The sequence below is a fragment of the Streptomyces sp. NBC_00178 genome (assembly GCF_036206005.1).
Taxonomy (GTDB): domain Bacteria; phylum Actinomycetota; class Actinomycetes; order Streptomycetales; family Streptomycetaceae; genus Streptomyces.
This window is the reverse complement of record NZ_CP108143.1, coordinates 3,391,900-3,404,681: the sequence shown is the minus strand read 5'-3', so window position 1 is coordinate 3,404,681 and position 12,782 is coordinate 3,391,900. Positions and strand designations below refer to the sequence as shown.

Here is a 12,782-nt window from a genome sequence, read left to right as displayed (position 1 = left end):
CCGCCTGCCGGGTGGTGGCCGGTGGTCCGCCCTGTCTACCGTGCGGTCCATGAGCTCCCTCACCCTCCGGCAGGCCCTCGTGCGGCGCCGCTACCTGCTCGGCGCCTGGCCGTGGCGCGCGGCGCTGTACCTGCTGAGCAGCGTTCCGGCCGGACTGGTGCTCCTCGTGTCCGTCGTGCTGCTGGCCGCGACGGGCGCCGCCCTGACGCCCGTACTCGTGGGTCTGCCCCTCCTGCTGACGCTGGTCCTCATCGGAATCCCCGTCGCCGCGGTGGAGCGGCGCAGGCTGCGACTGATCGATCCCGTACGCCTCGGCGACCCGCACCGGGCGCCGGAGCGTCCCGGGCTCGCGGTCTGGCTGCGCACCCGGCTGCGGGAGCCGGCCACCTGGCGGGAGTTGGGGTACGCGGTGCTGTTCGCGGGGGTTCTGTGGCCCCTGGAGGCGTTGCTGGCCGGTGGGGTCCTGGCCGTCTGCGGCGCCCTGTCGGCGACTCCCGTCGTCATGGCCGCCGTCACCGGGGGCGGGGAGGTGCGTGTGCTGAAGCTGTACCTGGCCGATTCCTATCCGCAGGCGTTCGCCGTCGCCCTGCTCGGGGTGGCGCTGCTGCCGTTGTCCGCGTATCCGCTGGGCTGGGCGGCCGTCGGGCGGGCGGCTCTCACCCGGGTGCTGCTGCCGTCGGAGCCCGGTGGACTCGACGCCCGCATCCAGGAGTTGGGGCGGTCCCGGATGCGGCTGGTCGACGCCTTCGAGGCCGAGCGGCGCAGGATCGAGCGCGATCTGCACGACGGGGCGCAGCAGCGGCTGGTGGCCCTCTCCATGACGCTCGGCCTCGCCAGGCTGGAGAGTCCGGCCGAGCCGCTGGGCGGTCTGCTGGCCAGGGCCCACGACGAGGCGGGGGCGGCCCTGGTGGAGATCAGGGAACTCATCCGGGGCATCCACCCGCGGGTTCTCACCGACCGGGGTCTGGCCGCGGCGGTCGAGGACGTCGCCGACCGCTCGGCGGTACCCGTCGACGTGGACCTCCCCCTGCCGCGGCTGCCTCAACCGGTGGAGAGTGCCGTGTACTTCGCGGTCTGCGAGGCCCTGGCCAACGTGGCCAGGCACAGCGGGGCGAGCCGGGCCCGGGTGACCGGCCGGGCGGACGGCGGGCGGCTTACCGTCGAGGTGCGGGACGACGGGAACGGCGGAGCCGCGACCAGCGGGGGGACCGGGCTCCAGGGGGTCGCCGACCGGCTGTCCGTGCTCGACGGCAGCCTGCTACTGTCCAGCCCGCCCGGAGGGCCGACCGTGCTGCGGCTCGACGTGCCCCGGGTGCCCGCCCACCCGGCCGAATGAGGATTCCGTGCTGCGCATCGTGCTGGCCGAGGACAGTGTGCTCCTGCGGGAGGGCCTCGTGGGGCTGCTGGAGAGGTTCGGCCACCAGGTGGCCGCGGCCGTCGGTACCGCCGGGGAACTCACCGCCGCCGTGGCCGAACACGTCCCGGACGTCGTGGTGACCGACGTACGGATGCCGCCCGGCTTCTCCGACGAAGGGCTCAGGGCGGCCGTCGCCCTGCGTGAGGCCCGGCCCCGGCTGCCGGTCCTGGTGCTCAGCCAGTACGTCCAGCGGGCCTACGCGGAAGAACTCCTCGACTCGTGCGACGGAGTGGGCGTGGGCTATCTCCTCAAGGAACGCGTGGGCCGCGTCGAGGAGTTCGTCGACGCGCTGCGCCGGGTGGCCGAGGGCGGAACCGTCGTCGACCCTGAGGTGGTCCGCCAGCTGCTGAGGCACCGGCGGGACCCGCTGGAACGTCTCACCGCCCGTGAGCGGGAGGTGCTGGCCCTGATGGCGGAGGGCAGGTCGAACGCCTCGGTCGCACAGGCGCTGACGGTCAGTGAGGGCACGGTCAGCAAGCACTTCGGCTCGATCCTCACCAAGCTCGACCTCTCGCTGACCGATGCGACGAACCGCCGCGTCCTGGCGGTCCTGGCCTACCTGCGGAAGTGATCCGCACGGTCCGGCGCCGCCGGGTCAGCCGCCGAGCGCTGCCACCAGCGCCGCCGCTTCGTCCAGCACCGCGCGCTCGTGCGCGGTGAGCCGGGGATCCCGTCCGCGCAGGGACGTCGCCCGCGCGAGGGCCTCCGCGGGTACGCCGCCGTCCTCGTCGATCCGCCGGAGCAACGCTTCGAGGAGGTCGCGGACGGGTGCGCCGGCGGGGAACGACGGGTCCAGCGCCACCTGGGCGAGGATCAGGCAGGACATGGCGCGGTCCAGGGCGGGAGGCCCTTCGGCCGCCGTCAGCCAGTCGATCACCCTGGGACCCTCGGGGTCCAGGACCACGTTCTCGGGGTGCAGGTCCAGGTGCAGGATCGTGTCCCCGGTGTCGAGGGAGAGCCGGGGCGGGATCGCGTGCAGTTCGCGCAGGAGCCGTGCCAGCAGCCCCGCCCCCTCCGCGGCGGTCACCACCCCCGTCAGCATGGCCTCGGCCAGGGTCGGACCGGTCAGCCGCTGGAGCACCAGGTCCGTCGGCAGCGCCCCCTCGGCGCGCGGACCGATGCGCGGGACAGGGAAGCCCGAAGCCGAGAGGTAGGACATCACGGCCAGTTCACCGGCGGCGTCGATGCCGTCGCGGTAGCGGCGCAGGACCCAGGGACCTTCGAGTGCGTACACGTCGGCGGTGCGGCCCGAGCCCAGGAGTGGGCCTATATGCATGCGGGAAACCTACCCGCGCCGCCCCGCGCGGGGGAGTCACCAGCGCATGTGGACGTCCTCGGCCCAGCCCAGGAGCTCCCGCACGGCGATGCGCTCGCCGTCGTCGGTGCGGATCGTGCCGGTGTAGTGGCCGAAGCGCTGGTCGGTGCGGTTGGCGATCAGGCCGGCGTCCGTGTGCGCGGAGCGGTTGTGGAAGGGGACGAACGTCAGGTCCACCTGGTCCGATCCGGGCGTACGGATCGTCCAGGGGGCCAGTGGGTCGGAGATCGACCACCGCCAGTCCAGCTCCTCGCCGATCTTGGTGAGCCGGCCGTCGACGCAGAGGGCGTTCTCGGTGGCCCCCGTGCCCTTCGTCCAGCGTCCGCCGAACTGGAGGCCGATCGTCCGTCCACCCGCACGTCCGGATGCGGCCCCCCAGTTCCAGTCCACCGTGCGCGGCCAGCGCCCGCGCCCGTGATCGAGGACGGCCCAGGTGTCGTCGTGCGCCCCGCCGAAGACGAGGAGGTCCCTGCCGACGCGGACCCGCCCGGCGGCGGGGAGCGCCGTGTGCTTGGAGGTGTACTGGAAGCGCTGCCCGCTCCACGGAACGACGACCGAGAGCGACTCGTGGCCCTCCGGCCGCGCGACCAGGATGTCGACCTCCAGGGGCAGGCGTTCCGGCGTCAGGCAGCGGGCCCGCAGGCGGGTCCCGGCGTTCTCGTCACGGATCTCGACGCGCACCCTGCCGCCCGTCGGCCGGGCGGGCCCGACCACCACGTCCTGGGAGCCGGGGGACCCCGCGATGGTGTCGGGCAGGCTGACGCCCCGCCCGGCGGGCACGATCGCGGAGCACTCGAACTCCCGCCCCCCGGGTCCGAACTCCAGGACGTAGACGCTGTTCAGCGCGAGGAAGTCGAGATCGCTGACGGTCAGGGCGACCAGGTGGGTGGGCGTCGTCACGCACCAGTGCTCCCACCGCTTCGTCCGGCCCCAGCCCCGCAGGTTGGCGCGGTGCAAGGGCTTCCTGGACCAGCCGACCGCCGCCGGGTTCAGGCTGCCGTCGGGCAGGCACAGGTCGACGGGCTCGGTGATCTCGTGCTCGTGCGTCGCCATGGCCGGAGCCTATAGCGGGGTACGGGCCCTTTCCCGTTCGGACGTGGGTGCGCCGGGGGCGCTCCCCGGGGCGCCCCGCAACGCGCGGAGCGGGGCACCGGACACGCCGCGGGGGCATCCCGGCGCCTCACGTCGCGGGCCGTGTCCGCGGACGCCGGACCGGTGCGGACCCGCCCGCGGGGGCACCCCGGCGGCCTCACGTCGCAGGCCGTGTCCGCCGACGAACGGCGGGCGCCGCGGTCGCGGTGCGACGGGATCGGCCGTTCGGACAGGGCTACTTGGCGTCGGAGTAGCGCCCGACGACCGCCGTGGTGAACGGGAACCTGACCGGCGTCTCGCCGAACGCCACCCGCCCCGCCAGCTCTCCCGCCTCGCGGATCGCCTCCACCACCGCGGGTGCCTCCTTCTCCGGGCAGTGCACGATCACCTCGTCGTGCTGGAAGAACACCAGCTCCGCACGCATCCCCTGCGCGGCCAGTGTCCGCCGCAGGGCGGCCAGCAGCAGAAGGGCCCAGTCCGCCGCGCTTCCCTGGACCACGAAGTTCCGGGTGAAGCGGCCCCGGGCACGGGCGTTCGACGAGGCGTAGCCCGGGGTGACGCCGTACCCGTCGGCACTCCCCCCGGCAGGTGGCTCCTCGCTCTCCTGCGGGATGCCGGCCTCCCCGTCCTCGTCCGCCCCGGCGGCGGGCGGGCTCGTACGGCCGAGCCAGGTGCGGACGAGCCGCCCCTCCTCGCCGGCCTTCGCCGCGTCGTCGACGTACGCCACGGCGTGGGGGAAGCGTCGCCGCAGCGCCGCCAGGTTCTTCAGGCCGTCGCCCGAGGTCTGTCCGTACACGGCGCCGAGCAGGGCGATCTTGGCGTGGTCGCGGTCGCCGTGGAACGCCCGGTCGGACAGGGTCTTGTAGAGGTCGGCGTCATGACCCGCCACCTCCATGAGCCCCCGGTCGCGGGAGATCGCCGCCAGCACGCGCGGTTCCATCTGGTCGGCGTCGGCCACGACCAGCCGCCAGCCCTCGTCGGCGACGACGGCCTGGCGTATCACCTTGGGGATCTGCAGGGCGCCGCCGCCGTTGGTCGTCCAGCGGCCGCTGACCGTGCCCCCGGGCTGGTACTCGGGCCGGAAGCGCCCCTCGCGCACCCAGTCCTGGAGCCAGCTCCAGCCGTGGGCCGTCCAGACGCGGTACAGCTTCTTGTACCGGATCAGCGGCTCCACCGCGGGATGGTCGAGCCCTTCCAGCTCCCAGCGCCGGGTGGACCGCACCTTGATCCCAGCCCCGGCGAAGGCCTTCACCACGTCCGCCGGGAGGTCGGGGCGCACCCGTCTGCCGAACGCCGCCGAGACCTCGTCCGCGGCCTCCGCCAGCCTGCGCGGCTCGCCCCCGCCCGCGTAGCGCTCGCCGAGCAGGTCGTTCAGCACCTCGCGGTGCACGTCGGCCCGCCAGGGCAGGCCGGACCGGTTCATCTCGGCGGCGACCAGCATGCCGGCCGACTCGGACGCCGTGAGCAGCCGCATCCTGTCCGGGTGTTCGGCCGCTTCGTGGCGGCGCAGCTGCTCGGCGTAGACCTCCAGGAGCGCCTCGAACGGCAGATCGGCGCCCGAGCGCGGTTCGAAGAGGGAGGACTGCGAACCGGGCTCCGCGGAGCGGGGCGGCGGATCGGGTGGCACCGGGGCGTTGCGCAGCCGGGCCCAGGCCGCCGGGGCGGAGCGGGGCTCGCCGAGTCTTCCCTCGTGGCCGAGCAGCAGCTGCTCGGCGCACTCGATGTCGTAGCACCGCTCGACCCGGACGCCGGCGGCGAGCAGCCGGGGGTAGACCGCCGCGGTCGAGCGCCAGACCCAACGGGTCACCCCGGGGCGGGAGCGGACCGCCTCCACGAGGTCGGGCTCGGCCAGGACGGGGCCCGAGGGAAGGCCGTCGCGCGTCAGCGGCGCGACGAGTGCGCCGCCACCCTCCGCGATGGCCAGAGCCCAACGTTCGGTCATGGGCCGAGTCTTGCACCCGCCACTGACAGCGCACCCGGGCTCGCCGGGCCGCCCGGTGACCGGAACCGCCACGCCCTGGCGTCCCCCACGCCAGGTCCGGCGCCCCCGGCTCGGCGGGCGGGCGCGCCGGACTGCGGCGAGGATCGGAGGGAGGTGCGCGCCGCGCGCACCGGGAGCGGCGAGGACGCGGAGGAGCCGGTATGGAAGCGATCGTGTACGAGGAGTTCGGCGGCCCCGAGGTGCTGCGCCGGGCCCGCATCGACGACGTCCACGCCGGCCCCGGGCAGATCCGGGTGGCGGTCCGGGCCGCCGGGGTCAATCCGGTCGACTACAAGATCCGCAACGGCTGGATGGAGGCGGCGTTCCCGACCCCGCTGCCCGCCGTGCCGGGCAGCGAGTTCTCCGGGGTCGTCGACGAGACGGGTGAGGGCGTGACGGAGTTCGCGGTCGGGGACGCGGTACTCGGCCGGAGCGCGACCGGGGCGTATGCCGACTACGTGCTGGCCGACGTGGGCGCCGTCGCCCGCAAGCCCGAGATACTGGGCTGGCCCGAGGCCGCCGCGCTGCCGGTCGCGACGGGGACCGCCGCCCGGGTACTGGACGAGCTCGCGGTGTCCGAGGGCGAGACGCTGCTGCTGCACGGGGCGTCCGGAGCGGTGGGTTCCGCCGCTGTGCAGCTGGCCGTCGCGCGGGGGGCCACGGTCGTCGGGACCGCGTCACCGGCCAATCACGACTACCTGCGGGTGCTCGGCGCGGTTCCGGTGGCGTACGGGGACGGGCTGGTGGAGCGGGTGCGGGAGGTCGCTCCCCAGGGCGTGGACGCGGTGTTCGACGTCGCGGGGAAAGGCGTGCTCGCCGACTCGGTGGAACTGCGCGGCGGTACCGCCGACAGGATCGTCACCATCGCGGACGCGGACGCGGCGCACCACGGGGTCGCGTTCTCGGCGGGCGGCGGTGGCGCCGCCGGCGAGAGCAGGCGGCTCGGCGAGTACGCGCAGGCGGCGGCCGTCGGCGGCCTGCGGATCCCCGTCGAGCGGACCTTCCCGCTCCGCGAGGCGGCGAGGGCGCAGGAGCTGAGCGAGGCCGGGCACGTGCGCGGCAAACTGGTCCTGCTCCCCGGGGAGCACTGAGCGGCACCCCGCCGCCTACGCTTGCCGTATGGAATCGGTGATCGACCGGGCGTGCGCCGCGGCCCTGTATTCGGACGACGACGCGGGTCTGGACACCGGCGCCTCCCTCCTCGCCGCCGATCCGTCCGCCGACGACGAGCTGCACCGCCGGGGCGAGGAGTTCGTCCGCCGCGCGTGGGCGCGTGGCTGGCAGCCCGCGGACGTCGTACGGACCGTCCGGCGCGAGCTGGACGAGGACGGGGCGGCCCTGGCCGCCGTGCTGATCAGGGCCGAGACGGCCGCGTACGGGCAGCTGCCCCCGCGCTGGGCCGACCAGGTCGCCGCGCTGCCCGGCCCCGTGCCCCGTAACCGGCCCGACCGCTTCACCTACGCCTCGGAGATCCTCGTGCTCTACCGGGTGCTGCTGCGGCTGCCCGCCATCGAGCCGACCGGCCCGCCCCCCGGGACCGCGGCCGAGGCCTCGCACCGGCCGCCCGCCCACGGCGAGCCCCGCATGCTGACCAGGATCCGGGCGCTGCTCGCCAAGGCGGAGGCCACCGGTTTCCCCGAGGAGGCCGAGGCGCTCACCACCAAGGCGCAGGAGCTGATGGCCCGGCACAGCATCGACGAGGCGCTCCTCGCCGCCCGGACGCACGCCGCCGGGACGCCGGGCGCCCGCCGGATCGGGGTCGACGCCCCGTACGAGAGTGCCAAGGCGGTCCTGCTCGATTCCGTCGCGTCGGCGAACCGCTGCCGTGCCGTGTGGAACAGCGACCTCGGGTTCACCACGGTCGTGGGCTTCGAGCCGGACCTCGACGCCGTGGAACTGCTCTTCACCTCACTGCTCGTCCAGGGCACCGCCGCGATGACGAAGGCGGAGGCCGGGCAGCGAGCGGCGGGACGCAAGCGGACCAAGACGTTCCGGCAGTCCTTCCTGCTGGCGTACGCCCAGCGCCTGGGCAGCCGCCTCGCGGCGGACACCGCCCGTGTCACCGCCGCGGCCGGTGCCGGGCCCGGCCCGGAGGGCGACGACGGCGGACGGGACGCGCTGCTGCCGGTCCTGGCGGCCAGGGACGTCGCCGTCACCGACACCGCCGAGCGGATGTTCCCGCGGACCACCACGACCCGGCTGCGCGGGGCGACGGACGCCGAGGGCTGGGACCACGGCACAGCCGCCGCCGACCGGGCCAGGATGGGCGGGAGAGGGCCCGAAATCCGACGCTAGAAACCGTCATGCGGCTTATATCGGTCTGGTGGTGGAATCCGGCTACGCTCGCCCCATGAGCTGGCTCCGGGCGCTGAAGGAGACCGCCCGCTCGGGCCTGACGATCGAGCGGCAGAGTCTCGAACCGCTCATCGCTCTGCGCGGAGCCGCGGGACTGGCCCTGGTCGTGGGGCTGAGCCTGGCGTTCTTCGGCCCGGTGATCGCCGCCGGATCGGCGTTCGGAGCGTTCCAGGCGGCCATCGCGACCTTCCAGCGCAGCTGGCGCCCGCGGCCTGTGCTGGCCCTCGTCTCCGGGGTCAGCCTGGCCGTGTCGACGTTCATCGGCTACCTCACCGTCAATCACACCATGCTGTTCCTGGCGCTGCTGGTGCTCTGGACGTTCGTCGCCGGCCTGACCTGGGCGGTGGGCTCCACCGCCGGCATCATCGCGGGCTCCAACGTCGCGATCATGCTGGTCACCATCACCCTGCCCACGTCCGTCCTCGACGCGGCGGAGCACGCCGGGATGATGGCGCTCGGCGGACTCGTCCAGGCGGCCCTCATCGTGCTGTTCCCCGTACGCAGATGGGGCGCCCAGCGCGACGCGCTCGCCGACGCCCTCGCGGCCGAGGCCGACTACGCCCGCAGGCTGCGGGACGACCCGGTGGCGCCCTTCGACCCCGTACCGCTGATGACGGCGCGCAGTGCGGCCGCCGTCACCCCGCGCCAGGCACGGCGCCGCCCCGCCGAGCTGCACGGGGCGCGCGGGGTCGCCGAACGCCTGCGGCCCGTCCTGGCCTCGCTCGCCGATCCGGCGCTGGGTGTCCCCCCGGAGGGGCCGGAACGCTACTGGGCGCGGGAGATCCTGGGCGCCGCCGGTTCCCTGCTCGACTCCGCGGCCGACGCCGTGCGCCACGGCGACGCGGTCCGGCTCGACGAGGAGGCGCTCTCCGTCCTGAAGTCCCCCGACACCGAGGTGATCCTCGTGGGGCCGCCGCGCCGGGCGGCCGAGCGGCTCGTCTCGCTCCTCGCCGACGTCATCGAGATCGCCGAGGGCACCGGCACGGACGACACGACACCGGGGGAGCCCCTCGTCCCGCACCGCCGCCGTCCCACCCTGCTGCGGCTGGTCCCCGTCGTGTACCGGGCCATGCGACGCGAGATGCGCCTCGGGTCGACGGTCCTGCGGCACGCGGTCCGGGTCTCGGCGGTGGCCGCGTCGGGTTATCTCATCGGCCTCGTGCTGCCGTTCGGCCACGGGTACTGGGCGCCGATGACCGCCGTCATGGTGATGCGCCCGGAGTTCACGCAGACCTACTCCCGCTCGGTGGCCCGCTTCGGCGGGACAGTCGTCGGAGTCGGGTTCGCGACCGGGATCGTGCAGCTCGCGCACCCGACGGCGTGGCCCTCCGCGGCGCTCGCCGTGATCAGCGCCGGACTGATGTACCTGCTCATGCGCACCGGTTACGCCGTGAGCCAGGTGTGCGTCTCCGCCTACGTCGTCTTCCTGCTCGGCATGGCCGGGGACGACTGGGCCCAGACCGTCCCGGAGCGCGTCCTGCTGACGTTCGTGGGCGGGCTGCTCGCGATGGTGGCGTACGCCCTCTACCCGGCCTGGGAGACCCCGAGACTGCGGGACCGGCTGGCCGGCTGGCTGGTCACGGACGGGCGGTACGCCGCCACGGTCCTCGACCGGTACGCCGATCCCGCCTCCCGGAGCCTCGACGACGTGCGCACGGCCCTGCTCACCACCCGGGAGGCGCGTGTGGCGTGGCAGGAGGCCCTGGAGACGGCCCGCCACGAACCCGTGCGGCACCGGGGCATCTCCCGTACGGCCGCTTCGGACGCCGAGGACGCCCTCGCCCAGTTCGGCCGCGTCGCGATGCTCATGGAGGCCCATCTGCCGGCTGTCTCCGCGACCCCGGTCCCGGAGGCCGCCGGGCTGGCCGTGGCGCTGCGGCGCACCACGGAGCAGGCGGCCAAGGCGGTGCGGGAGCGCCGCGTCCCCGACTGGGAACCTGTCCGGGCCGAGCTGGGGCGCCGGGACGCCGAGGGGCCCGTGCCGGACGCCTTCGTGCGGGACGGGGCGCTGCTGCTGCTGGACGCCCTCGAGGACTTCTCGCGGGCGCTGGAGGGCACCGGGAAGCCCTGAGGGCTGTTCCACGCACGTCCGCATCCTTTCCTTCGTGGCGTCGCTGTCGCAACCGTCCGACGCGAGCGGGGCGGGCAGGAGGACGGCGATCGGAGTGCCGGACTGCGCAATCCTGGACGACGGCACTTCCCCTGCCGATTCACAGCCTGGAATCCCCCCGCCCGCCCGGAGGGTGGCGACAGAACAACTCCGTTAAACGGGAGCCAAATTGGCGCGCCGTTCGTCTCTCTCCCATAGGGGCGGATGAAGAGGGGCCCTGGGGGAGTGGATCAGAGGGAAAGGCTGTAGTCGCGCGCGCACCGCCCGTGCACGTGCATCTGCTCATGCATTGGCATATGAACACAGCTATGATCCGAGCTAGTTGACACTTGCACCTTGCAACTCGGGGAGCGTCCTGTGCACCACGTGTACAACGGCATGGCGGCCACAGAGCTCCGCGGAGTCGTCTGGCAGAAGAGCAGACACAGCAACTCCCAGGGGTCCTGCGTGGAGTTCGCGAAACTGCCCGGCGGAAATGTGGCGATGCGGAACTCGCGCCACCCCGACGGGCCCGCGCTCGTCTATACGCCGGCCGAGATAGAGGCGCTGCTGCTGGGCGTCAAGGACGGGGAGTTCGACCATCTCGCGACGGGTGCCTGACCGCACCCCGGGGCCGCGCCGCGGCCTGCCCGGGAACGGCACGGCCCGGAGAGCGGTGCACGCGGCCGGCGGAGCCGGAGGGGTGCGTGGTCGCGCGCGCCGCCCGTGCGGCGCTGACCGGCCCCCTGGCTACAGACTGTCGGGGAAGGCGTCCACCGGCACGGGGTACGCCGGTACGGCGTGGTCCGTCAGCCGGAACAGCGCCCACACCACTTTGCCCCGCGGGCCCGCCGCGGCCGAGGTGTCCTTGCCGAGGAGCGGGGAGGGGTGCCAGCCCCAGCAGTCGCTGAAGGACTCCACCAGGAACAGCCCCCGGCCGGACTCGGCGGAATCGGGTGCCTCGCCCGCGACAGGACTCGCCTCGCTCGGGTCGCGCACCGCGCACACCAGCCGTGAGGTCCAGCGCATGAGGTGCAGACGCACGGAGGAGTCCTGGTGCCTCGGCGCCGCTTCGTCCGGCAGACCGTGCCGGAGGGCGTTGGTGACCAGCTCGGACACGACCAGGGCGACGTCGTCGAAGCGGTCGCCCAGGTCCCACGAGGTCAGTGTCGTACGGGTGAACTTCCGTGCGCCGCCCACAGCTTCGTACCGGGCCGGCAGCGAGCAGGAGGCCGATCCCGCGACCGCCGAGGGGTCGATGGGTGGAAGCCCCTGCCGTAACGGCTCGAGCATCGTCGATCCATTCGTCCCCATGCGAGGCACTCCCAGGATTCGCGGCTGTAGCGACACTGCTTGTAGCGGGCACTGCGGGTACAGCGGCACAACACGAACGAGCACGCAGGTGCGCGAGGACCATGGTTCCCAATGCGCACGGCAGATGCAAGGGCAGATGCACGTGCACGCGCCGGACGTGCCCGGTAGCGTGACGGTTCTGACTCATTTCTTCCGCTTCCCGGTTCCGGGGTTTTCGGAAAGCCTTGCCATCTCTGTAATCGAATGAGTACGGGCTGAAGCGTTTTGGTGGCAGAATCCGGCTCCGGGGTTCGGGGGAGCTCCGGTGCACGGGAAGCGATGGGGAGGGTCGGAAGCCAGTGTCGGCAGGCGAGTCGAGTGGTTCTGTGGTGCGGCGCATCCTGCTGGGCTCACAGCTCAGGCGCCTGCGCGAGTCGCGCGGCATCACGCGTGAGGCGGCCGGCTACTCGATCCGCGCCTCCGAATCGAAGATCAGCCGCATGGAGTTGGGACGGGTGAGCTTCAAGGCCAGGGACGTCGAGGACCTGCTCACGCTGTACGGAGTCACGGACGAGGCGGAGCGGGACTCCCTGCTCAGTCTGGCGCGTGAGGCCAACGTGGCGGGCTGGTGGCACAGTTACGGCGACGTGCTGCCCGGCTGGTTCCAGACATACATCGGTCTGGAGGGGGCGGCCTCGCTCATCCGGATCTACGAGGTGCAGTTCGTCCACGGACTGCTGCAGACCGAGGCCTACGCCCATGCCGTCGTCGCGCGCGGAATGCCCGGAGCCCCGCCGGCCGAGATCGACCGCAGGGTCGCGCTGCGACTGGCGCGCCAGAAGGCGCTCGTCTCGGAGCGTGCCCCCCGCTTCCACGCCGTGCTCGACGAGGCGGCCCTGCGCCGCCCCTACGGGGGCCGTGAAGTGATGCGTGCGCAATTGCGGCACCTGATCGACATGTCCGAGCAGCCGAACATCACTCTCCAGGTGATGCCGTTCAGTTTCGGCGGCCATGCCGGCGAGAGCGGGGCATTCACCATGCTGCGTTTTCCGGAATCCGATCTGTCGGACATCGTGTATCTGGAACAGCTGACAAGTGCCCTCTATCTGGACAAGCCCGAAGAAGTCGCCCAGTACGAAAAGGCCATGACGCGGCTCCACGAGGACAGCCCGGGTGCGGAGGAGAGCCGGGATCTTCTCCGGGGACTCCTTCAACTGACGTGAATCGCCAGTACGATGAC

11 protein-coding genes are annotated in these 12,782 nt (G+C 73.4%); 7 read left to right on the top strand and 4 right to left on the bottom strand.

Features of this window, described 5'->3' with window-relative positions; genetic code table 11:
• The first annotated feature begins 49 nt into the window (after positions 1-49).
• Both OHT61_RS14685 and OHT61_RS14680 read left to right on the top strand, forming a co-directional pair.
• Positions 50-1,336, top strand: a complete 1,287-nt coding sequence (locus tag OHT61_RS14685; RefSeq protein WP_329038595.1) for a sensor histidine kinase — start codon at positions 50-52, stop codon at positions 1,334-1,336.
• 7 nt (positions 1,337-1,343) lie between these two features.
• A complete protein-coding gene (locus OHT61_RS14680) occupies positions 1,344-1,988 on the top strand; it encodes a response regulator transcription factor (RefSeq protein WP_329038593.1) in 645 nt (214 codons plus the stop codon).
• Positions 1,989-2,012: 24 nt separating this feature from the next.
• Here OHT61_RS14680 and OHT61_RS14675 read toward each other — a convergent pair whose 3' ends face one another.
• The 3 genes from OHT61_RS14675 to OHT61_RS14665 all read right to left on the bottom strand — a co-directional run bounded on the left by OHT61_RS14675 (position 2,013) and on the right by OHT61_RS14665 (position 5,766).
• A complete protein-coding gene (locus OHT61_RS14675) occupies positions 2,013-2,693 on the bottom strand; it encodes a phosphotransferase (RefSeq protein ID WP_329038590.1) in 681 nt (226 codons plus the stop codon).
• Positions 2,694-2,729: 36 nt separating this feature from the next.
• Positions 2,730-3,785 (bottom strand): DUF2804 domain-containing protein, encoded by a 1,056-nt coding sequence (locus OHT61_RS14670; RefSeq protein ID WP_329038588.1) that lies wholly within the window; start codon positions 3,783-3,785, stop codon positions 2,730-2,732.
• A gap of 274 nt (positions 3,786-4,059) precedes the next feature.
• Positions 4,060-5,766 (bottom strand): bifunctional 3'-5' exonuclease/DNA polymerase, encoded by a 1,707-nt coding sequence (locus OHT61_RS14665; protein ID WP_329038586.1) that lies wholly within the window; start codon positions 5,764-5,766, stop codon positions 4,060-4,062.
• A gap of 200 nt (positions 5,767-5,966) precedes the next feature.
• On the opposite strand from OHT61_RS14665, the gene OHT61_RS14660 reads away from it, so the two are divergent.
• The 4 genes from OHT61_RS14660 (at position 5,967) to OHT61_RS14645 (ending at position 10,870) form a co-directional block, all read left to right on the top strand.
• Positions 5,967-6,896: an NADP-dependent oxidoreductase gene (locus OHT61_RS14660; protein WP_329038584.1), complete on the top strand. Its 930-nt coding sequence runs from the start codon at positions 5,967-5,969 to the stop codon at positions 6,894-6,896.
• A 28-nt stretch (positions 6,897-6,924) separates the two neighbouring features.
• The gene (locus OHT61_RS14655) at positions 6,925-8,100 is read left to right on the top strand and encodes a DUF2786 domain-containing protein (protein ID WP_329038582.1); all 1,176 of its coding nucleotides are present in this window, start codon (positions 6,925-6,927) and stop codon (positions 8,098-8,100) included.
• A 55-nt stretch (positions 8,101-8,155) separates the two neighbouring features.
• Positions 8,156-10,231, top strand: coding sequence for an FUSC family protein (locus OHT61_RS14650; protein ID WP_329038581.1), 2,076 nt, complete (start codon positions 8,156-8,158; stop codon positions 10,229-10,231).
• 396 nt (positions 10,232-10,627) lie between these two features.
• Positions 10,628-10,870, top strand: a complete 243-nt coding sequence (locus tag OHT61_RS14645) for a DUF397 domain-containing protein (RefSeq protein ID WP_327117265.1) — start codon at positions 10,628-10,630, stop codon at positions 10,868-10,870.
• A 129-nt stretch (positions 10,871-10,999) separates the two neighbouring features.
• Here the strand turns inward: OHT61_RS14645 and OHT61_RS14640 are convergent, their stop codons facing one another.
• Positions 11,000-11,542 (bottom strand): ATP-binding protein, encoded by a 543-nt coding sequence (locus OHT61_RS14640; protein ID WP_329038579.1) that lies wholly within the window; start codon positions 11,540-11,542, stop codon positions 11,000-11,002.
• A 359-nt stretch (positions 11,543-11,901) separates the two neighbouring features.
• Here OHT61_RS14640 and OHT61_RS14635 point away from each other — a divergent pair, with 359 nt between their 5' ends.
• Positions 11,902-12,765 carry a helix-turn-helix domain-containing protein gene (locus tag OHT61_RS14635; protein ID WP_329038576.1) on the top strand — a complete coding sequence of 288 codons (864 nt, stop codon included), beginning with the start codon at positions 11,902-11,904 and terminating at the stop codon, positions 12,763-12,765.
• Positions 12,766-12,782: the final 17 nt, after the last annotated feature.